18 protein-coding genes are annotated in these 21,630 nt (G+C 65.8%); 3 read left to right on the top strand and 15 right to left on the bottom strand.

Annotated features, from left to right (window positions below):
• Positions 1–136 precede the first annotated feature (136 nt).
• The 8 genes from QNA11_RS01830 to QNA11_RS01795 form a co-directional block, all read right to left on the bottom strand.
• On the bottom strand, positions 137–622 hold the full coding sequence (locus tag QNA11_RS01830) for a DUF2285 domain-containing protein (protein ID WP_283481736.1): 486 nt from the start codon (positions 620–622) through the stop codon (positions 137–139).
• 49 nt (positions 623–671) lie between these two features.
• The gene (locus QNA11_RS01825) at positions 672–926 is read right to left on the bottom strand and encodes a transcriptional regulator domain-containing protein (protein ID WP_283481735.1); all 255 of its coding nucleotides are present in this window, start codon (positions 924–926) and stop codon (positions 672–674) included.
• A gap of 296 nt (positions 927–1,222) precedes the next feature.
• The gene (locus QNA11_RS01820; RefSeq protein WP_283481734.1) at positions 1,223–2,065 is read right to left on the bottom strand and encodes a DUF932 domain-containing protein; all 843 of its coding nucleotides are present in this window, start codon (positions 2,063–2,065) and stop codon (positions 1,223–1,225) included.
• Positions 2,066–2,441: 376 nt separating this feature from the next.
• Entirely contained in the window at positions 2,442–2,756 is a 315-nt protein-coding gene (locus QNA11_RS01815) for a DUF736 domain-containing protein (protein ID WP_253709073.1), read from the bottom strand.
• A 706-nt stretch (positions 2,757–3,462) separates the two neighbouring features.
• A complete protein-coding gene (locus QNA11_RS01810; protein WP_283481733.1) occupies positions 3,463–3,975 on the bottom strand; it encodes a hypothetical protein in 513 nt (170 codons plus the stop codon).
• Between the two features lie 44 nt (positions 3,976–4,019).
• The gene (locus QNA11_RS01805; protein ID WP_283481732.1) at positions 4,020–4,442 is read right to left on the bottom strand and encodes a hypothetical protein; all 423 of its coding nucleotides are present in this window, start codon (positions 4,440–4,442) and stop codon (positions 4,020–4,022) included.
• A gap of 131 nt (positions 4,443–4,573) precedes the next feature.
• Positions 4,574–6,592 (bottom strand): ParB/RepB/Spo0J family partition protein, encoded by a 2,019-nt coding sequence (locus QNA11_RS01800; RefSeq protein ID WP_283481731.1) that lies wholly within the window; start codon positions 6,590–6,592, stop codon positions 4,574–4,576.
• A 394-nt stretch (positions 6,593–6,986) separates the two neighbouring features.
• On the bottom strand, positions 6,987–7,340 hold the full coding sequence (locus QNA11_RS01795; protein ID WP_283481730.1) for a DUF2958 domain-containing protein: 354 nt from the start codon (positions 7,338–7,340) through the stop codon (positions 6,987–6,989).
• 258 nt (positions 7,341–7,598) lie between these two features.
• On the opposite strand from QNA11_RS01795, the gene QNA11_RS20595 reads away from it, so the two are divergent.
• On the top strand, positions 7,599–8,084 hold the full coding sequence (locus QNA11_RS20595; RefSeq protein ID WP_349362177.1) for a helix-turn-helix transcriptional regulator: 486 nt from the start codon (positions 7,599–7,601) through the stop codon (positions 8,082–8,084).
• A 248-nt stretch (positions 8,085–8,332) separates the two neighbouring features.
• Here the strand turns inward: QNA11_RS20595 and QNA11_RS01785 are convergent, their stop codons facing one another.
• The 5 genes from QNA11_RS01785 to QNA11_RS01765 all read right to left on the bottom strand — a co-directional run bounded on the left by QNA11_RS01785 (position 8,333) and on the right by QNA11_RS01765 (position 18,101).
• The gene (locus tag QNA11_RS01785; protein WP_283481729.1) at positions 8,333–12,778 is read right to left on the bottom strand and encodes an NACHT domain-containing protein; all 4,446 of its coding nucleotides are present in this window, start codon (positions 12,776–12,778) and stop codon (positions 8,333–8,335) included.
• Positions 12,779–13,015: 237 nt separating this feature from the next.
• A complete protein-coding gene (locus tag QNA11_RS01780; RefSeq protein ID WP_283481728.1) occupies positions 13,016–14,263 on the bottom strand; it encodes a tyrosine-type recombinase/integrase in 1,248 nt (415 codons plus the stop codon).
• 316 nt (positions 14,264–14,579) lie between these two features.
• Positions 14,580–16,181 (bottom strand): glutamine-hydrolyzing GMP synthase, encoded by a 1,602-nt coding sequence (guaA, locus tag QNA11_RS01775; RefSeq protein ID WP_283481727.1) that lies wholly within the window; start codon positions 16,179–16,181, stop codon positions 14,580–14,582.
• Entirely contained in the window at positions 16,178–16,672 is a 495-nt protein-coding gene (locus QNA11_RS01770) for an endonuclease domain-containing protein (protein ID WP_283481726.1), read from the bottom strand. Before QNA11_RS01770 ends, guaA begins: the two co-directional genes overlap by 4 nt.
• 139 nt (positions 16,673–16,811) lie before the next feature.
• Positions 16,812–18,101 (bottom strand): RsmB/NOP family class I SAM-dependent RNA methyltransferase, encoded by a 1,290-nt coding sequence (locus tag QNA11_RS01765; RefSeq protein ID WP_283481725.1) that lies wholly within the window; start codon positions 18,099–18,101, stop codon positions 16,812–16,814.
• A gap of 194 nt (positions 18,102–18,295) precedes the next feature.
• Here QNA11_RS01765 and QNA11_RS01760 point away from each other — a divergent pair, with 194 nt between their 5' ends.
• Positions 18,296–18,457, top strand: coding sequence for a hypothetical protein (locus tag QNA11_RS01760; protein ID WP_283481724.1), 162 nt, complete (start codon positions 18,296–18,298; stop codon positions 18,455–18,457).
• Here QNA11_RS01760 and QNA11_RS01755 read toward each other — a convergent pair.
• The gene (locus QNA11_RS01755; RefSeq protein WP_283481723.1) at positions 18,454–19,446 is read right to left on the bottom strand and encodes a class II fructose-bisphosphatase family protein; all 993 of its coding nucleotides are present in this window, start codon (positions 19,444–19,446) and stop codon (positions 18,454–18,456) included. The genes QNA11_RS01760 and QNA11_RS01755 overlap by 4 nt on opposite strands.
• 20 nt (positions 19,447–19,466) lie before the next feature.
• A complete protein-coding gene (locus QNA11_RS01750; RefSeq protein ID WP_283481722.1) occupies positions 19,467–20,765 on the bottom strand; it encodes a homoserine dehydrogenase in 1,299 nt (432 codons plus the stop codon).
• 154 nt (positions 20,766–20,919) lie between these two features.
• Between QNA11_RS01750 and QNA11_RS01745 the strand changes: the two genes are divergently transcribed.
• Positions 20,920–21,552 carry a MarC family protein gene (locus QNA11_RS01745; protein WP_202072660.1) on the top strand — a complete coding sequence of 211 codons (633 nt, stop codon included), beginning with the start codon at positions 20,920–20,922 and terminating at the stop codon, positions 21,550–21,552.
• Positions 21,553–21,630 lie beyond the last annotated feature (78 nt).

Raw genomic sequence — 21,630 nt, 5'->3', positions numbered from 1 at the left:
TTCGGATGGCTGCCGGTGACGGCAGCGGGTCATGGCGAACCGTGGCGGAGGAACGGCGGCTTGCAGCGTGCCGAAATTAGGGGGTAGCGTTTCCGACCCTCCGGAGGCGCGAACGAAGACGATCGAACGGCAACGTTCAGCGGGGCGGCAGACGCGCGGGATAGCGCAGCAGGTCGCGATATCCGCCATGCACATAGTGGGTGCCGTCAGCAACGAGGCGGCGCGTCTGGTTCTTGCGAGGATCGCTTTCCCAATCGGCTTTGTTGCCACGAAATCCAAGCAGGGCTTCCGCGATCTTTCGATAGCTGGCGCCGTCTGTGCGACCGTCGAGGGCGCGCAAGATCAGGATGTGTCGGTCTCGGGTCTGCGCTGGAAGAGCGTGACGACGCTCGCCGATCGGCCGCCCCATCAGCGTTCGCCAGAAGCGCGACACCGCTTCGGCGCGATGCTCCAGCGAGGCGTCGAGCGGCAGCATAACGAAATAGGCCGTCTTGCTGCCGGACGGCGGATCTGCGAGCCAGAACTGATGGTCCACTCCCGCCGACCGCCAGAGGCCATGCCACTTCCCATCCTCGGTGGCACGAGCGTCGAGACCCGGCAACGTCGGCAGGCTGATCGTCATGCTGGCGGGATCAGAGTCGGCGCACGCGGATGGACGAAGCTCAAAAGCGTCAGGCAGCAGAGATGGCATCCAGAACAGCGCGGCCCGGTCGGCGGAGAGAGCCGGGTCCGCCGGGAAATCGCACCCCCCAGCGTTCCGAGAACGCCGTCTGCGCATCGCTGTCGAGGCGTGGTAATCGCCTCACGCGATGAAAGTCGCGGTGATAATCCTCATCGCGACGAAGATACTCCCAGGCAAAGCCGGCGGCAGAAATGCTCTTGGCATGTGCATAAGCGGCCGGCGAGCGCCAATCTGTACTCGGCATGGCGTCACCTCTCGTCCAGCAGTTATGCGTTGCTGGAAAGAGGAACTGTTCGCGATGCGAGGCTCGCGTTGAAGCCACTGTTGCCCGATATGTTGATCGCGTTGGACGATCAATATTTGAAGATAATTCGGATCGTTTTTGAGGTTCCTTCGCGAGCCGGGCCATGCCCGGCGAGCCGCGTTTCGTCTGCTCAGCGGAAACCCGCCGATCCGCAAAGACGGATCGGCGCGACATCTGATCCACGCTTCTGCGGAAAGCCGTGAAGCCGGGTTTCCGGCTCCACGGCTTTGCGAGGGTCAGGCGGTCTTCAGCCGCTGCATTCCCTCGGCCAACGTCCACAGGGCGCGGTTCAGCCCGACATTCTGGTCGATACCGTTGATCGGCCGCGTCCGGCTGCGGCGGATGCGGCCATCCGCAGTCTGCCGTCGTCCATCCAGCCCGCCCCGAATGAGGTTTTCCTGAATGACGTTGAAGGTCTGCCACAGGTTTTGCCCGACATCCTCGCGGCGGCGCGGAGCGATGATCTGATCCGGGCGAACCGGGCTTTCCTCCTCGCCATAGCGCGCGACAAGGCTCGCCTCGGCCAACACCTGCTGCTCGTCCCGTGAGAGCCGCGTGTCCTTCATGGTCTCGGTCGCATCGATCAGGCGCGGAAAGTCCTCCGCGACGGTGTAAACGCCCTCGATGATCCGATCCTGAATGCCGCCCTTGTGGGGCACGCGGACTTCCTCGAACCGCTCTCCCGCAATCATGCTGTTGGTGCAAACGAAGCGCAGCATCCCGGCGAACATCTGATAGGCGCTGGTCCCGTCGTGGCTGTTGACGATGATGACTTCCGCCGCCTCGGGCATGCCGATCCCATCATCCCGGCGCAGGCGCAGCATGTGCTTGGCGTGACCGTGGCGGCTACCGTCGCGCGGCACCGATTGCACCGCGAAGAACGGAAACCAGCCCTCCCGGCGCAATCCTTCCACGATCTCGATGGTGGGGACGTAGACGTAACGTTCCGACCGGCTGTCATGCGCTTCGCGGGCGAACACTGAGGGGACGTGACGAAAAAGAGCTTCGTTGTCGAGGGCTTCGCGTCCGCTGATCTGGTGAGAGTTGCGGCCGAACCGGGTGGCGAGATGGTGATACATGGTCTGTCTCCCTTGGGGCTGGGCTGGAGCGCAGCGCTGCGCTGCAACCCTGGCCGTCGCCGAGACCGGGGTAGCAAGGTGCAAGGGCGTCGGGGCCGGAGGGGGATCGCCCGGCCTGCACGCAATGAAATGGAGGAAGGCTGGGGATACCGGCCCGGACGAGCGCAAGCGATCCCTTGCGCCGCGCGGGGGCGGAGCCCTTAGCCAAGCTCACCCGGCATGAGCAAAGCGGGTGCCGGGCTAAAAGATTGGATCGGGATGCGCGCAGCAACCGAACCTGAAAACCGCGCATCCTGATTTCCGCATTTCCTGAATAGCTGCCGTAGCAAGCGTGACGAAGCCCCGCGTGAGAGCGGGGCTTCGGAGGTGTTCGGCCTCAGTCGCCGTTGCGGCGGGACCAGATGAGGTTGTGAGTTTCGCCGCCCTCGTCCTCGACCAGGCTGGCGTAGATCGGGGCGGGGAAGCTCGGATCGTCCAGCTTGACCGAGAGATAGTCGCGGCCGGTCTCTCGGGCGGTTTTCTTCCACGCCGCGCCGAACTCGGTGGTGCCAGCGAAGATCCGATAGTCCGGGCCGCGCTCGCTATCGCCCTCGGTGGGGACGAACTTAGCCTTGACGTTGAGGGTCAGGGTCTTGACCGTGCCGGTGATGTCGCCGTTCGCGGTCTTGGTGAAGGTGCCGATGGTCGCCATTGTCGTGTCTCCGTTCCTCGGGCCGCGCCCACGGCGACCTCGATGGTGGTCGTGCGGCCGAGGACGATCAGTCCGCACCTGAAAGGCTGGAACGAAGTAGAAGGCGCCCGACGACGGCTTTTTTGCCTCGCGATGCAAAGCGCGCTCGCGCGCGGCGGAAAAAAGCTGGGGCCGGACGTTGCGGGAGGATGATCGAGGCGCAGCCGATCTTCGGTCAGACCCAATCCATTCGAGGACGCCGTGGGTGTGGCTCGGCGAAACCATGGAGATACGATGATGCGAGCAGTTGCCTATCACGGGATGAGACCGGCCAACGGGATCACTGTTATGGCTGGCGCTGTCCCCGAGGCGGCTGGCTGTCCCGACCGAGATGGTGAAAGTTACGGTCACGGCTCGTGGATCATCGGCATTTCCAGACAGCGCGGCTGGACGTACCGCTCCCGCCGGGCTTCGTTATCGAACGACGAAGCTGAGTGACCTGCCCCGGCACGATCGCTGTTCTGGGGGTGGCAAAGCTGCGAGACTTCCACAATTGGGTCTCGCCGCCATACCGACTGACGCAATCCGCCATCGCGCATCGGTCGAATGCGGGGCTTCCTGCGTCCGGCCGCTACTTTGCGTTAGCGATCGAAGCCGAATGGCGGAAACGCGCCTCAGACGTGGTTCCGGCGCAGCCGAGAGCGCGGCCCAGGAGGGGCAACGCCGATCACACCTGTTGGCTGATGTAGAGTTCCCGAATGATGTCGGTGACAATCTCGAACGTGGTCAGAAACATGGGCGGGTTCAACACTGTATCGCTTCCGTGGGCAAACATATTGCGCAAATGACTCAGATGTTCGATCTCAGAGGAAATCAGGTTCTGCTTCTTGGCGGATTTCAACAGCTCGTCGAGCATGACAGGGCGAGGCTTTCCTCTCTTGTCCACTCTTCCGGCGAACTGGTGCCCGATCCGCTCGCGCAAAGCCAGTTCGAGGCAAGGGAATGTCTGGCTCGCCGCCATGGTCAAAAGATCATACGAGAAGTACGCGTAGATATAGGCGTGTCGCACCGCATCATGGGATCGCCGGACAGAATCAGGAAGTGAAGCGGGAAGCTCGAACGCGCACATATCCCTGTGCAAGTCTTGCAGTGCGGAGCCGATAAAACCGGCTTCCCCTGAAAAATAGGGGTCTGGCCGGGTGAGGTCTGACACGCTCTTTAGCACGGAATATTCTTTCATGTGTTGATCAGCTTAAGCAATGGTAGCGTGACTTACCGGGATTTTCAGCCTCCGCGATGAATTGTCGAGCCTGTTGCTGCCAATCGCATCAGCGCCGAAACGCTGACGAAACCACCTCCGACCAAGCAGAAGATCACGCGCCAGACATGGGACGGCACGGCTTCGCGCGCGATGCCGTCCACCAGCGCATAGCCGGCGATGGCAGCCGGAGCGGCGAAGACGAGCGCCACCGCAAGACGGATGATCGGCAGACGGACTGCCATAAACAGGATCAGCAACAGACCATAGGTGGCGACACCTGCCACCAGCCCTACCAGTCCCGCGCCGATCAGGCCGGAGCCCGAGGCGTAAGTCCAACGCGCCGCCTCCACGCCGAGCATGAAGGGCAGCGCATAGACGGCGAGTGCATAGGCCAGGATACAAAGACCGGCGACCAAGGCGACGGCCACGCCAAAGAGCGCGATCATTGCAATTTCCTCCTTACCCGATGACGGTCCCGGTCATCGGGCGGTCGCGCGAGGCTTGCCCTCGCGCGACCGCAATTGTTCCAAGCGACAGCGGGAAAAACCGGGACCACTCGCGCGGTCCCGGCTCGTCCTCACTCGGCAGCTTGCGCGATGGCTCCCGCCTCCGACTCCGCGTCTCGCGACAGAGGCCTTGCGGTGCGCAACACGGACGGCAGCCAGCCGGTTCCGGCGAGAAGCTGTTCGGCAGCCTGCGCCATCCCTGCCTTCTTCAAACCCGCGATCCGCTCGGCCGCCTCATCACCGACACCTTCCTGCACGGCGTTGAGAATATGCGCCTTGGTCACGCGGCCGAGGTAGCTCTGCACGGTCGGGGTCCAGTGTGCCTTCATGTCGAGCGTGGCCGCACTCGCCAGCTTTTCCGCCGTCGCGCGGGCATTAGGCTTCTGCTCCCAAGGTATCCTGACCGCGTTGACGGTCAGCGCGGCGCAATGGGCGAGCAAGGCCATGACGCTCGCATAGTCCAGACCGGCGACGAAGGCCCACAGGTCCGCAACGTCGCGCGGCATGTCCGACGCCCATCCGGCATGACGATCCGCCAGCGCCTTCGCGGCAGGCGTATCCTCGATCCCGTCCGCGTGGGAGGCGAGATAGGCGCTGGTCAGCCGGATTTCGAGGCACGACGCTTCCCCGCCGCGATAGAAGGTCTGCGCCGCCATCGCATGAACCACGGCGACAAGCGCCATCTCCGGCTGCTCGCCAAGGGCGAGACGTAGGCCGAGGGTACGATGGGCGGTCAGGTCGCGGATGAGAAGGTCCGATAGCGGTTTGCCCGCGTCTCCAGCCTCCTCGTCGTCCGGCTGTGGTTCGGCGTCCTCGCCGTCTCCCTCGTCCCCGACGATTTCGCCATCCTCCGTGACAGTGGCCCCCTCCACGTTCTCCGGTCTCGGAGCCTCGTCTTCGGCGCGAATGAAGCCGCGTTCGATGCGGGCCGTGCCGTCATGGTTCAGGATGACGAACACGCCACCGCGCGCGATCTCGTCGGCGTCATAGGCGTGGCGCTTGGCGTCGATCCGTTCGATCTCCGCTTCAAGCTCGCCGAACCGCCGATCCACCTCATCCGGCAGTTCCTCGTAACCTTCGTACTCCGACGACAGGCGGTCGTAGTCCTGCTGTGCCGCGCCATAGGCTGCAGCGTCTTCCTCTGACAGGTCCACCGGATGCGGATAGCTGCGGCGCATCCCGTGCGCGTGGGGGAAGTCAATGTGAACGGAAGCCCACTTCCATCCCTCGACTGCTCGCGCCTCGGCGGCGATGCCTTCCAACTTGTCGATGACGAGCCGATCCAGTAGCGCGGCGTTCTCGAAATAACCGCCCCGGTCCTCGGTGAAGAGGTCGCGGATGATGGTGCCGCCCGCCTCGGCATAGGCCTCCGCGCCGACCAAGATCGCGCGCCGGTCGGTCGCCGCGACGTTCATCTTGGTGAGGTCGCGCCGGATGGTGGATGGGTCGCGGTTCCACGACAGGTTCTCGTAGACCTGCACCTGCCGGTCATGGTCCTCGGTGATGGCGAAGGCCATCAACTGATCCAGCGACAAGCCGCCGTCCCGATAGACCTGCATCAGCTTTGGGCTGACCGCACCAAGGCGAAGCCGCTGCCTGACGACATGGGCGGTCACGCCAAACCGGGCGGCGATTTCCTCCGCACCCCACCCGCGATTTTCAGCCAGCTCGCGGAAGCGCTCGAACTGGTCGGCGGGGTGCATCGCCTCGCGCGTGACGTTTTCGTCGAGACTGATTTCCGTCGCGTCGTTCTCGGTGTCCAGAACGCAGCGGACGGCTTCCGTCTTCTTGATCTGCTTGCGCTTTACGCGCAGCAACTGCGCCAGCCTGCGGCCTTCGCCGATGGTGACGAAATAGAAGCCGGTCGGTTCGCCCTCCGCGTTCGTCTCAGGCTCCACCACCAGATTTTGCAGCATTCCCTTGGCGGCGATGCTGGCCGCCAGCGCCTCGATATGGGCTTCGCTGTGCGGGGTCTTGCGGGCGTTGCGGGGTGACTTCTTCAACTTGTTCAACGGCACGAACAGCACCGCGCCGTTCTCAATCGCGGAAGCCTCGAAAACTGTGGCGGTCGTTTCGATGGTGTCGGTCATGGCTTGATCCTTTGGCTTGGGTTGGAGCGCAGCGCTGCGCTGCAACCCTGGCCGTCGCCGAGACCGGGGGGTGCAAGGTGCAAGGGCGGCCGGGACGGAGGGGGATCGCCCGGCCTGCACAAGCGGATCGAACCTATGGGCGAGTCTGAAACAGGCATCCGCGCGGAAGGCCGGGGAAACCGTCCCGGCCGAGCGTCAGCGATCCCTTGCACCGCGCCAGGGGGCAGCGCCCCCAAGCAACCCGCCCGGCACGAGCGAAAGCGAGCGCCGGGGAATGATGACCGGATCAGGATGTGCAAAGCCGCCGAACCTGAAAGCCGTGCATCCTGATCACCGTCTTTCCTCATGAGCACGACGAAGCGCCCCGCCCGAAGGCGGGGCGCGATTGAGATCGTCAGTCGGTGACGATCCTGCCGGATTGGCGGGCGCGCTGAGCGTACCAGCTCAACGAATGCTCGGCCCTGAAGTGGAGGTCACGCTCGACCGGAAGCCGGAGCCGTCCGCGAACCGTGCGGATTTCGGCAAGGCTGACATAGCCGAGTTCGGGTTCGGCAAGGCCGAGATCGCAGAGGCCGAACAGACGGTCGGGGTCTTCGGGATCGGCTTCGGTGAGAAGCCAGGTGGCGCCGGCATCCGGTGTGAAGAGCTTGACGACAGGACGCGGATCAATGTCCTCGCCGGCGGCGCTGCGAGCACCATTGGCGAGAAGCCGGGCGTAGAGTTCGTCTGTGATGAGCGCTGCGGCCATGTCGGCCTCCATTCGATGTCACCCTCCGATCGAGGGCGAGGAGGCGTTCGGCCGGCGCAATCGAGCGGCGCGGTCAGGCCCTACACGGTCCGGTGCGGGCCGGGCTTGACCGCGCCGCGGCGGCGGCCAGCGTTACCGAAACTCGTCGAGAGGGAAATATCGAAAGCCACAGGCACAGTGCACTCAGGAAAGGATGCAACGGGCTTTGGGGAGCAAGGGGCGTAGCGTCGGTCGCGATTGCCTTCCGATTCTCGCGCGATGACCGCCGTTTCCCGCACGTCGACGCTCGATGTCTTCAATGAACGAGCGACATGCATCACCTTGGTCGCAGTCATTCCACTGCGATCGAAGGCGATCGAGATGAAACGCGAACAGTCGATTTCTCAAGAAGATCCGGCCTTGGCCTCAGACATTGTGCAGCCACCCGCCAGCGAGCCTGCCGAGAGCGGCTCCAAGCGGTTTCAGCCGCCAGCTGCCATGTTCAAGCGCGTGATCCGTCGCCCGGAGCTTCGCAAGATCGTGCCACTCGCCGACACGACGATCTACGAGATGGAACAGCGCGACGAGTTTCCCAAGCGCTTCTTCCTGACGCCGCGCTGCGTGGTATGGGACTTGGCCGAAGTCGAAGCATGGCTCGACGGACGACGCCACGCATCGGAGACAGACACCTTGCGCAAAGCACCGGCGCCGGATGTTCGTCAACGCCGCACCCGACCGGTCAAGCCCCCAACTCGGCTTGGATGAACAGAACTACATTTTCCTGCCGGTGATTCGAAAGGAGTGGTCAGCCAGATCGACGTTCAGCTGGCGCCAGAGTGGGCCTTGGTTGGCGCTTTGATAGCGGACGTTCGGCTTTGCGCCCTAATGTCGGTCATTCATCTATTGCTTGGTAGATCCCGGAACCTGCCGTTCGCCTCGCTAGTCATGCAGTTGGACCTGCCTGGGCTAAGCAGTTTGACCGCGAAGGCTACCCGCCCCATGGTCAATCGCGGTCACATCTCGACATCGGCATCTTCCTCGTCATCCGCCAAGCCGTCGGCATCCTCCCCGAGCAGGATCGCGCGCTGGCGTCGCGAAGGCTTGTCGAAGGTCTCGAACCGGGAAAGCGCCTGAAGCGCGCCGCCGTCTGAATGGAACAACCGGGTGAAAGCGCGGCGGCCGCCAAAACCATCGCTGTGCAGTTCGCCGAACACGCTTTTCTCGCCCGCTACCGCCCATATCGCGACCAGCTCCTCGCGCGCGAGCAAGTCGAGGAATGCGGCGCGGTCGACTAGGGCCGCGCTTCGTCCGACGCGGTGCACAGATGGATCCATGAACACCACTTCGCCTTCCGTATTGCGGTATTCGATCGACTGGCCGTCGAAGAGGCGCAGGCCAAGCGCGTCCATCAGCCAGCCCGCGGGCAGGTTGAGGGTGATGTTCTGTGTGATCGAATAGTCGTAGCCGGTGCTCTCCGCAGTATATTCGGCGGTGGGCGGCCGCACGGCCAAGGCAGGCGCCTGCCAGTCGCCGCCGCTGGGCCGCCACTCGATCCAGCCATGGTCACTTCGGTCGGACCACGCCCAGGGATGCTCGCCCAGATGCAGATGATAGCCGTCGGCACCGCCGACCGGCATGTCGTGATGCCCGGTCATGTGGACGCCATCGAGGCGGGCGAGCAACTGCCCGAGGTCGGCGGCGCGGACAATCGTGCAGCCGATCCTGCGCCAGGATTCCGAGCGGACCTGGTCGCGATCCTCCTCCCATAGCTCGAACCCGGTGAGCACGAGCCATTGACGGCCGTCCTGGTCGACGACCTCGACATTCTCCGCTCCGTCGAGCATCGCCGCGCTGGAATTGAGCCAGGCCAGCGCCTCGCCGGGCGTGGCGGCGTCGATGGTCGGAGCATAAGGCGCCCAGAAGCTTGCCTCGCGCGGCCGGCGCCAGCCATCGTCTTCGGTGCGCTCGCGCAGCATCGACGGGTCGATGTCGCGCAACCGGCTCGGTCCATCCTCCTCCTCGCCGGGCAGCACCGCGAGATTGTCTTCCATCCGCGCCGCGAGCTCGTAGGTCGCGAGCCATTGGTACTTCTTGCCGATCCGCTCGACCTCATGGCTGTTGCGGCCTGTGCCGATGCGCCGGTCGAATTCCTGGTGCAGCGCCTCGGACCAGCCGAGGTCGTGCGCGCGCCACGTCACCCAGCGGCGCGCCCAGGCCAGGTTGAACTCGGCCGGCCCGCGCGCCGCGAAGCCCTGGTACATGCCTTCGTCGCGCCAGCTCTCGGCGCGCGCGCGCCAGTCCTCAAACCGTTCGGGGCCGATGGCGTCGCGAAAGGCGCTCTTCGCGGCGCGGAGGTCGTCGCGCCGGTCCGCATGGACCGGCCCGTTCCGCTCCCCCTTGATCGCAGCGACCGCGGCTTGGAGCGTGTCGTAGGCGGCAAGCTCCGCCTCGCTCGCGCCAGCAGTGAACTCGGCTAGCCACTGGTCCCTCAAATCCTTCGCGGTGGGCAGCGGGTCGGTGCCGCGTGGTGCTGGGCTGAAGCGGCGAGCGATCGGATCGAGGATATAGCGCGCGAAGTCACCGTCCTTGAGCGAAGCGACGATCGTGTCGCGATGGCGCTCGCCATCCTCGCCATAAGTGACCTTAAATGCCGCCATCTGCTCCTCGGAGATTTTCTCGATCGGCCAAGCGCTCGAGAAAGGCGGGCTGGTCGACGCCAAGTCGAATCCCGCCGGCAGCGCGCCCTGTGCCGCAGCATATCCTATCAGGCCCGAGGCATGGTCGCGGAGCAGCTTGTTGGCGGGCGGACTGCCGCCGGCGAACAGGTCGGCGTGCAACATCCCGGCGACGGCGCGCAGCTCCTCCATGCTCCAGCGCCCCTGCATCGCCGCGCCGAACAGCGCGGCGGCGAGCCGCTCCACGACGTAGAGGTCGTCGATCCCGGCGAAGGCCCGCCAAACCTGCGTCGCCAGCGCGGAGCGGTCGGCGAACAGCACGACCAGCGCCTTGGTCGCCTTGTCGCGCAACGCCCGGCGCGTCGCAGTGAGGAACCAGGCGAGCTGCGTCGCGGCGAGCTCCGCACGTTCGGTGGCGATGCCGTCAACGTCGGCCGCGCGGACCCAGTCGATCAGATGGAACGCCGCATCGGGCGATTGGGCGAGGTGGATCGTCCAGCGCGCATCGCGTCCGCCCATCGGCATCGCGCGAAGCTCGGCGTCGAGATGCCGCACATTGTTGGGGTGGCCGGGCTCGATGGCGAGGGCGATCAGCGTATCATAGCGCAGGGTATCACCGCCGACTGCATCGACCAATTCCCAGGTCCGCGCGGTGAGCGCGTCGAGCCGGCGCGCCTGGAGGCTCTGCACGAACGCATGGTCGGGCACAGATGCGTCCGGCAGGTCGGGGAGGTCGGGCAGCTCGACCCCAAAACCCTCGGGCAACTGTACCGCCAGCGCTTCGAGCAGGCCGGGCACGATCCAGCTGTCGTCGTCGTCGAGCGCTGCGCGCAAGGGCGTTCCGCCCGCGCAGAGACCGGCCGCGCCACTCCCACTGCTACGCGCGAGAAGGTCGGCCGCGACTGCATGGTCGCCCATCCGCTCGAAGGTGAACCGCACCGCCTGGACGGTCCCGCCCGCGGCGGTGAACATCGGATCGACCGCGAGCATCCCTTCATTCTCGAGCTGGAAGAGCAGATCCTCATGGGCCGACCGGCCCGGATGGACCGCGCGGACGATCGCCTCGGCGCGGTCGAGCGGGATGTCGGCGCGGCCGGTGTCGGCCATCTCGCGCGACAGCCCGGCGAGCGCCTGCGCGGCCGGACTGCGGCCGGGCGGCACCTTCAGTTGGCGTTGCACGCGGCGCGCCACCGCGTCGGTATAGGCGCGGAAGATGTCGGTGACGCCGCCGAGCCCGCGTGCCAGCAGCGTCTCGCCCTCGAAGTCGAGCGCGTCGCAATACAGCCGCAGGAACAAGGGGGTGCGGAACTCGGCAACTTGGAGCGGCGTCTCGGGCAAGGTCATCCCGCGCTGCCGCAGATAGGCGCGCACCTCCCCGACCGAAAAGCCGCGGTGCTCGATCTGCGGTAGTTTCGCGGCGTCGAGCGTGTCGGGGATCACCAGCTCGAGATAGGTGGTGCGGCATGACAGGACGACGGCGATCCAGGGAAATTGCTCGATGTCGTGAAGCAGGCCCGTCAGCCGCTCGGGCCAGATCGCCTGTCCGTTCTTCTCGTTGAGCGCGTCTATAGAGATGAGCGTGCGCCCCCCCGCCGCCTCGCCCGCGGCATTGAGCGCGCCAAGGAACTGGCTGACTTCGAGATGGCGGGGAAGGTCAAGCCCTTTGAGGATCTGGCTCCAGGGCTCGTCGTCGGCGAGGGTGCCGCCCAGGATCATCAATGCCGGGCGGCCCGCCGCCAGCTGGTGCGCGCAGGCGTCGGCGAGGAGGTGCGACTTGCCGCTGCCGGCGGCGCCGTGGATGAGCAGCGACCGCCGGTTGAGCAATGCCCAATGCGGCATGCGAAGCTCAGCCAGGATGCTGCGAAGCCGCGCCGCCAGGTCCGACATCGCCCCCATCGCCGTGCTCGGATCGCGCTCGCCATTGGCGGCATCCAGCTCGCCATGCAGCGCGAAGGCCCCATCGGCGGCGGCGCGCACCGCCTCGCAAAGCGAAGCGGCCGGCACAATGCGGGACTGGGCGGCGGCATGGAGCGCCGCGACGGCGGTGTCGCAGGCGTCCGCAACCGGCGTCCCGACAATCGGGAACGCTTCGTCCGCAGCGCGACGAACCGCATCGCCGAGCTGGCCCAGCTCGACGAAGAGCGCGGGATCACCGGTGACGGCACGGATCGCGCGGCCGATCGGGAGATCGATATGGCCTTTGGGGTCGTAACGCTCGCCCAGCCCAGCCTTGGCGCGCGCGAATTTCCCCTCGAACCAGTCAGCTGTGAAGAGCTGCCGATCAAACCAGAAGGCGATGCGGCCCGCGGCGCGCGGATTGCTGCTGGTCAGCCGCTTCCGCAGGGCGTGTGCGTCCCAGCGCTCAATCTCGATCACTCGGCCGGTGTTGCCGGCCTGCTTGATCCGCTCGGCGCGCCAGGCGTCCCATTTTTCGAGCGCGGAGGTCGTGCCGTCCTTGCGGGCGTCGCCAAGGTCGAAGGGGAAGCAGGCGATGAACTTGCGCATCTTGGGATGCTTGACCAGCGCGGTGTCGAGCGACTTGCCGAGCGAGCGCAGCATCGAGTCGATGTCCCAGTAGAACTTGACCTGCCAGCCGATCTCCGAACCGTCGGCGAGCGTCTCGAAACATTCAACGCCGGCATCGCCCCCGCGTCCCTTGCGGTCGAACCGCACCCGGTCGAGCGACGCCTCGTCCGAAGCGAGCTGGCAGCATAGCTCCTCGAAGGCGTCGGCTTGGTTGCCGTGTAGGCGGATCTCACTAAAATCAATATCGGGCAGGGACATCTCGAATCCTCGGCAAGCCTTATCATCTAAGTATACAATGACCTGCCGCAAAGGTGCCGAGCGCCAGGCATTAGGTCGCTTCCGACAGGGTTCTCTGCTGCGGAAATTACATTTTTACTATCCGCTTATGGCGGCATCAGCCTAAAAGCGGCCTTGCTGGAAACAGCGCCATCCCGGACGTAACAGTCTAGCTGAGGAAATGCCAAAAAGTCCGGCGCTTCGTGCTTTGCCCGATTCTCAATTGCCTCCCATAAACGGTATCGACAGCGGCAACAGCGTCGGCACTCGCTTCACTCCGTTCACCCAGGCGTCGATCATGTCGGCCCATTCCTGGAGCATATGCCGGCGCTGCGGTTCGTATTCTGCTTTGTTGTAGACGCCGCGCGAGGAGCGCCCGTCCTCATGGGCGAGGCATTTTTCGATCCAGTCGCTATTGAAGCCCATCTCGTTCAAGAGCGTTGAGCCCGTCCGGCGCAGATCGTGGACCGTGAACGGCTCCAGCGGCAGTCCCTCCTTCTTCGCTCGCCCTGCGACGGCTGTGGTCACACGATTGAAGGTGGCGCGCGACATGGGGGCGTCGGCGTCGTAGCGGGACGGCAGCAGGTAGCGCGAGTTGCCGGCGCAGGTCTTGAGCGCAATCAGGATGTCGAGCGATTGTTGCGACAGGTAGACGTTGTGCGCCTTCGACCGCTTCATGCGCTCCTTCGGAATGGTCCAGACGGCGTTCTCGAAATCGACCTCGTCCCAGATGGCGTCCTGCAGTTCACTCTTGCGCACCATGGTGAGCAGGATCAGACGCAAGCCAAGACGGATCGTCGGCAGGGTCGGCACGTGCTCGATCTGCTGCAGCATGATCTTGATCTCGGCCGGCGACAGCGCCCGGTCCTTCGGCTGGAAGGTCGCGATCGAGGCCGGCCCGACCTCGTCAGCCGGGTTCGGCACCTTCTCCCCATGCAGGATGGCGAAGGCGAAGATCTGTTTGACGATGTCGCGGGCGTGGATGGCGGTCGCGGGGGCGCCGCGCTCCTTCACCTTGGCGCAGAGTTGGCGCAGATCATCCGGCGTCACCTCGGTCAGAAGGCGGTTCTTCCAGGCTGGGAGAATGTCGCGATCGAGGATGGCCTTGCGCATCGAGCGGGTGCTTTCCGCCATGCGCGCTTCCTTGATCCATAAGGCGCTCACCGCACCGAAGCTACGCTCCATGGCCTTGCGTCGCTTGTCGCGCTGTTTCTCGTGGGCCGGAGAAAGTCCCTCCGCCACCAGCTTGCGGGCAGTGATGCAGCGCTCGCGAGCCTCGGCGAGCGTGAGGCCATCGGCGCCATAGCGGCCGATCGTCAGCGTCTCCCGGCGACCGTTCAGACGGTAGTCGTATCGGAAGGTGATTTGGCCTGTCGTGGCGACGGAAACGTACATACCGTCACGGTCGGCTACCTTGTATAATTTATCCTTTGGTTTCAGCCTCTTGATGGCCATGTCTGTAAGCATTTGGACGGCCTCGTTGACGATCGAAAACGCCTTTTCGAGCCTCAATTTTACCGTCAAATCCGATACCGTCAATCAACGCGAATAATCGTTATAAAACAGCGAACTAACTTTGTTTTCCGTGGACTGCTGCCGTTTTCGGCCTGACGGTAGGGCAAAAACCCGGCGGACGGCGAAAAACGCATACCGTCGCGCGCACCGTCAGAGCCCACCGCTTCAAGGCGATAGGCTCCGATAGTGAACGTTTGACTTTTTGTTTTATTTCAGCTAGTTATGAGGATGTGGCGATAGTTCGCGAAACGCTGCGAACCACGTCAGATCATTCCCACTCGATCGTCCCCGGCGGCTTCGACGTCACATCGTAAACCACCCTATTCACCCCCTTCACCTCATTGATGATCCGCGTCGCCGCGCGTCCCAAAAACGCCATGTCGAAGGGGAAGAAATCCGCGGTCATGCCGTCGCTCGACGTCACGGCGCGCAGCGCCAGCACGTAGTCATAAGTGCGGCCGTCGCCCATCACGCCGACGCTGCGCACGGGGAGCAGCGCGGCGAAGGCCTGCCAAATCTGATCGTACAAACCCGCCTTGCGGATTTCGTCGAGATAGACGGCGTCGGCCTTGCGTAGAATATCGAGCTTCTCGCGCGTGATGAGGCCGGGGCAGCGGATCGCGAGGCCCGGACCCGGGAAGGGATGGCGGCCCACGAAAGCTTCCGGCAGACCCAGCTCGCGGCCGAGCGCGCGCACCTCGTCCTTGAAGAGCTCGCGCAGCGGCTCGACCAGCGCCATATTCATGCGCTCCGGCAGACCGCCGACATTGTGATGAGATTTGATCGTCACCGACGGCCCGCCGGTGAAGGAGACGCTTTCGATCACATCCGGATAGAGCGTGCCCTGCGCGAGAAACTGCGGCGCGCCGCGGCCGTCCTGCGCGATTTTCTTGGCCTCCGCCTCGAAAGTCTCGATGAAGAGCCGGCCGATGGTCTTGCGCTTGACTTCCGGGTCGTCGACGCCGTCCAGCGCGCCGAGGAACAGCTCCTCGGCCTCAACATGGTGCAGCGGAATGTTGTAATGGTCGCGGAAGAGGCTCACGACCTCCTCCGCCTCGCCGAGCCGCAGCAGGCCGTGGTCGACGAAGACGCAGGTGAGCCGGTCGCCGATCGCCTCATGAATGAGCACCGCCGCCACGGCGCTGTCGACGCCGCCGGAAAGGCCGCAGAGCACGCGGCCGTCGCCGACCTGCTTGCGGATCGCGGCGATGGCCTCGCCGCGAAAGGCGGCCATGGTCCAGTCGGACCGCAGCCCCGCGACCTTGTGCACGAAATTGGCGAGAAGCTTCGCGCCGTCCGGCGTATGCACGACCTCCGGGTGGAACTGCAGGCCGTAATAGCGGCGCGCCTCATTGGCGATCGCCGCCATGGGGGCGTTCTCGGAAGCGGCGATGACGCTGAAGCCCTCGGGGAGCCTGGTCACGCGGTCGCCGTGGCTCATCCAGACGGTGGCGGAGGCGCCCTTCTCCCAGACGCCGTCGAGGAGCGCGCTCTGCGCCAAAGCGGTGATCTCGGCGCGGCCGAATTCGCGATGATGCCCGCCTTCGACATGACCGCCGAGCTGCACGGCCATCGCCTGCTCGCCATAGCAGATGCCGAGCACGGGAACGCCGGAATCGAAGATCGCCTGCGGCGCGCGCGGCGAGCCGTCGTCCGTCACCGAGCAGGGACCGCCGGAAAGGATCACCGCCTTGGGGCGGATGTCGGCGAAGGCGCGCTCGGCGTTCTGGAAGGGCGCGATCTCGCAATAGACCCCGGCCTCGCGCACGCGCCGCGCAATGAGCTGCGTGACCTGCGAGCCGAAGTCGACAATGAGCACCTTGTCGTGGCGGTCGGCGATGTCGTGGTGGAAGGTCTCGGTGGCGGTCATGGGTTCACTTTGTAGGGCCCCCTCCCCAACCCTCCCCCGCTTCGCGGGAGAGGGAGCAGGCCGTCGCCTCCATCGAGTTCGCTGATCGCGAGCGTCCCCTCTCCCGCGTTAGCGGGGGAGGGACAGGGAGGGGGCAAATTCTCCTCAGCGCGCCGGTAGATCGTCTCCAGCACGCCCTCGAACTCTGCGTAAACCTCCGCATTGGTCACGCGCAAGACAGAAAAGCCGTTATTCGCAAACCATGCGTCGCGGAGGCTGTCGCGGCGCAGCTCGGCGTCGGTGGAATGGGTGGCGCCGTCGATCTCTACGACCAACTTTGCCGCGTGGGAGAGGAAGTCCGCGATATAGGGGCCGCAAGGGACTTGGCGGCGGAAGTGCAAGCCTTGGAAGCGATGGCCGCGCAAGGCATGCCAGAGCTTGCGTTCGGCGTCGGTCATGTCGCGGCGGAGCTTGCGGGCGAAGGCGATTTTCGAGGTTCTCGGTTTCCGCAAGGCCCCCTCCCTGTCCCTCCCCCGCTCCGCGGGAGAGGGGACGCTCACGCCCCAGGCGGCCATAGCTTAGCTCGGAGGGGAGCCGGGGACTAGCTCCCTCTCCCGCGAAGCGGGGGAGGGTTGGGGAGGGGGTAAAACGCTATCCCCGCTGCATCACGCAAACGTAAAACCCATCCGTCCCACTGGTGGCGGGCGAAAACCGCAACCCCGCCCCATGCGGCGATGCAAAGCGAGCAAGCTCCGGCAGCCCTGCCTTTTCCGTCGCCACCGCGCCGGAGAGGGCTGAAAATTGCGAGTGCCCCGCCAAAAACGCCGCTACCTGCTCCTCATTCTCGTCTCGCAACAGCGAGCATGTCACATAAGCCAGCCGCCCCCCGATCTTCACGAAGCGCACGGCCTGCTCCAGCAACGCCGCCTGCTCCTTCAGCCGCAGCTCCAGCGCGCCGGGGGCGAGGCGCCATTTGGCGTCGGGGTGGCGCCGCCAGGTGCCGGTGCCCGTGCAGGGGGCGTCGATCAGCACGAGGTCGCAGCGCCCCTCGAGATCAGCGAGCACATCGGCCTGCCCTTTCGGCTGGCGGACCTGGATATTGCGCGCCCCCGCCCGCTCCAGCCGCTCGTGGATCGGCATGAGCCGGCGGCCGTCTGCGTCATAGGCGTAGAGCTGCCCCTTGTTGTGCATCTGCCCGGCGAGCGCCAGCGCCTTGCCGCCGCCGCCGGCGCAAAGGTCGAGAACTTGCTCGCCCGGCGCCGCCGCGCAAAGGAGCGACGCGAGCTGCGAGGCTTCGTCCTGCGGCTCGACGAAACCCTTTACGTAAGCGGTTTCGGCGGAAAGCGCCGGCCCCCTGCCCTGGCCCGCCTCGATGCGCAGGCCGATGGGAGACAGCGGCGTGGGCTGCGGATTCAAATGGGAAAGCTTCGCCAGCGCCTGCTCGCGCGAGCCCTTGAGAATATTCGCGCGAAGATCAACCGGCGCCCGGGCGGCAAGAGCCGCGCCTTCTTCCGCCGCGCGGTCGCCGAAGGCGGCGGCAAAGCGCTCGGCGAGCCATTCGGGATAATCCCCCCGCACATGGTCGGGCGCGCCGTCCAGCGTCGCCGTCTCCAGCCGCGCGCGCTCGTCGTCGGTAAGCGGCGACGGCGCATGGCGCTCGCCCGTGCAGAGCGCGGCGATCGCCGCGGCGTCCATGCCGCGCGCCTCACGCAGCGCGCCGAGCATGCGCGCGCGGGGAGAATCCGCGCCCATGATCCAGGCGGCCGAGGCGGCCTTGCGGAGCGCGTCAAAAACCAAGCTTGCGATCGCCGCGCGATCCTTCGACCCGGCGAAGCGGTGCGACGCGCCCCAATCCTTCAACGCCTCGGCGGCGGGGCGGCGGCGCTGCGCGAGATCATCGAGAATCTCGATCGCGGCGGAAACATGGGCGGCTGGGGTCATGGCGGAGGTTCGGCTTCCCGGGGATGAAGAAAATGGCGGCGCTTTCGAGATAGGGCTTGCCCGCCATGGGCGCCTGTCCTCCCACGCACGGCTGGCGATTGCAATGCAGCGCAGCGTAACCGCCACAATTCGGACGTTATGGCCAAGTTGACTTCGCTGCGGCGCAACATGCGCCTGCCATCGGGTTTGCAATCATGAAATCGCAAAAGAAACACGCGTTGCCGCTTCTGGCTTCGCTTCTTGCTTTATCGCTCGCCGCCTGCGCCACGCAGCCGCCCCCGCCGCCGGATATTCCGCCGCCGCCCAAGCGCAAGCTCGACGCCAAGACGCAGCTCGAAACGGGCAGGACCTATTAAAGGTCTAAAAGGGCGCCCGGCCGCCGCCGGGCCCCGATCCGCCGGACGGTGCCGGTCGCCGAGCGGTAAACCAGCGTCTCGGTCTCGATCCCGCTTTTGTCCAAAACGACGCCGCCAACCAGCCGGCCGTCCGTAACGCCGGTGACGCAGACCACCACGTCGCCGGTCACCATATCAGCCACGCCATATTTCTTGCGGAGATCCCCTAGCCCGTGGCGCAGCGCGCAGGCGCGTTGCTCGGCCGTCTCCAGCACCAGACGCCCCTGCATCTGGCCGCCGGCGCAACGCAGCGCCGCCGCCGCCAGCACGCCCTGCGGGGCGCCGCCGGAGCCGAGATACATATCGACGCCCGTTTCTTCCGGGTTGGTGACGAAAATAACCCCCGCCACGTCGCCGTCGGTGATCAGCCGCACGCAGGCGCCGGCCTTGCGGCATTTGGAGACGATCTGGGCATGGCGCGGACGGTCGAGCACGCAGACCGTGATCTCCCCCGTCGACACGCCCTTCGCCTCGGCCAAGGCGCGGACATTCTCGGCCGGGTCGCGGTCGAGATCGACGACGCCATCAGCGTAGCCGGGGCCGATGGCGATCTTGTCCATATAGCAGTCGGGCGCCTGCAGCAGGGCCCCCGACGACGCAGCGGCGGCGATCGAAATCGCTCCCGCCTGATCCTTGGCGCAGAGCGTCGCGCCTTCGAGCGGCGCCACGGCCAGCTCCACGCGCATGCCCGCGGCGGCGCCGATCTCCAGACCGACAGGAAGCCCGGCGGAATCGCCGCTTTCCTCCTCGCCGATCACGACGCGGCCGCACACAGGCAGGCGGGCCAGCTCCTCGCGCATCGCCGCGGCGGCGGCGCGGTCGGCGGCCATTTCATCGCCACGGCCGCGCCAGCGCGCGGCCGCGACGGCGGCGCGTTCGGTGGCGCGCGCCAGCTCGATGGTCAGCAGACGCTCGACCGACGCGGGGTCCAATCTGGAGGATTGCGACATTTGCGCTCTCCGCGCCTTAGCTATTCCCGCTCGATGCGGATGACTTGAGCGCGCGACACGATGGTCCCGTCCTGGAAGATCAGGTCCAGCGCCTCGCGCACCAGATGCTCGCTCGTCGCATGGGTGATGAGGATAACATCGACGCAAGCGCCCGGCGCGCCGCGGCTGCCGCGCTGCATGATGCTGTCGAGCGAAATCTGCCGCTCGGCCATGCGCGTCGCGATCTTGGCGAAGGCGCCGGCGACGTCCTTCACCGACATGCGGATGTAATAGCCGCCCTCGTGCCGGCGCATCGGCGTGCGCTTGAACTCAGCGAGCTGGCTCGACGGCAGGCCGAAGGGGGCCGAGCGCACGCCCTTGGCGATGTCGGCGATGTCGGCAACCACGGCGGACGCGGTAGCGTCGCCGCCGGCGCCGGGGCCGACGAGGGTAAGCTCATGCACGGCGTCGGCGTCGATGGTGACGGCGTTGAGCACGCCCATCACCTGGGCGATGGCGCTGTTCTTGCTCACCATCGTCGGATGCACGCGCTGCTCGATGCCCTCCGCCGTGCGCTGGGCGACGCCCAGAAGCTTGATGCGGAAGCCGAGCTCGTCCGCCGCCTCGATGTCGGCGAGCGTGACGCGCTCGATACCCTCGATGTCGATCGACTGCGCCGAAATGCGGGTGCCGAAAGCGAGCGAGGTGAGGATCGCGAGCTTATGCGCGGTGTCGAAGCCGCCGATGTCGAAGGTCGGGTCCGCCTCGGCGTAGCCAAGCCTTTGCGCCTCGCTCAGGCACGCCTCGAAGGAAAGCTGCTCGCGCTCCATGCGAGATAATATGTAATTGCAGGTGCCATTGAGAATGCCATAGACGCGCTCGATCGAATTGCCGGCGAGCCCCTCGCGCAGCGTCTTGACGATCGGAATGCCGCCGGCGACCGAGGCCTCGAAGGAGAGCGCGACGCGTTTCTCCTCGGCGAGCTGGGTCAGATGCAGGCCATGGGCGGCGAGCAGCGCCTTATTGGCGGTGACGACCGGCTTGCCATGAGCGAGCGCGCTCTCGACGCTGGCCCGCGCCGGGCCCTCCGAGCCGCCGATCAGCTCGACGAAGAGGTCGATCGTCTCCGAGGTTGCGAGCTTGACGGGATCGTGGAAAAATTCCGCCCCGGAGAAATCGGCGTCGCGCTTCTTGCCAGCGTCGCGCGCCGAGACGCCCGTGACAACGATGCGGCGGCCGGTGCGGGCCGTCAGCGCCTGCTCCTGCCGCTGGAGAAGCCGCGCAACCGCCGCGCCGACGGTTCCGAGCCCCGCGATGCCGACGCGCAAAATCTCCGACATTTCGACCCTTCCGGGAGTAGCTGAGCCGCCCGGAAAGACCGGGCTAGAAGCCAAGCGTTGTGCACGATTCCGAAGAGGCGATCAAGGAAGCGCCGCAAAAAGGGCGCGCGAGCGCCCTAGCTTAAAGAGAAGCCAGCAAGCGGGACGAGGATGGATGGCCGCCATCTATTGGAGCAACTTTCTAGCGGCTTTGGTGACGCTTGCGGTAGTCGTCGAGCCTGCCGGCCTCGCGCCGATCTTCCTCGCCGCGACCGCCCGGGAAACCAAAGCGGCGCGCGCGCAAATCGCTCTGCGGGCCTGTCTCTACGCCTTTCTGATCCTCACGGGCGCGGCCTTCGGCGGCGAGGCGCTATTGCGCGCGCTGGGCGTCACTTTGCCTGCCTTCCGCATCGCCGGGGGCTTGCTGCTCTTTTCCATCGCCTCGGAAATGGTGCTGGGCGTCCGGATCGGGCGCGACGCCGCGACGGCCGCTCAGGCGATCGACGAGCGCGCGCGCCACATCGCCGCTTTCCCGCTCGCCATCCCGCTGATGGCCGGCCCCGGCGCGATTACGGCGACGCTGCTCATCGCCGGCGAAGCGCATGGCGATCCGCTCGGACTCGCAGCGCTCATCGGCGCGATCTTTACGGTGCTGGCGCTCTGCTGGGCAGTCTGCCGGCTGGCGACAAGCGTGGAGCGCCTGGTCGGCGCCTCGGTGAGCGTCGTCGTGGAAAAGCTGATCGGCGTGCTTCTCGCGTCGCTGGCGGTGCAATATGTCGTCGACGGCGCGCGAAGCCTGTTGTCGTGACTGGCGCGCGCCGTCATTGCGAGCGAAGCGAAGCAATCCAGAGCGTCATCCCGGCCCTGGATTGCTTCGTCGCTTCGC

The sequence above is a fragment of the Methylocystis sp. JR02 genome, from assembly GCF_030063565.1.
Taxonomy (GTDB): Bacteria; Pseudomonadota; Alphaproteobacteria; order Rhizobiales; family Beijerinckiaceae; genus Methylocystis; species Methylocystis iwaonis.
The sequence above is the reverse complement of the archived record's forward strand: the minus strand, read 5'-3'. Positions and strand labels throughout refer to the sequence as shown.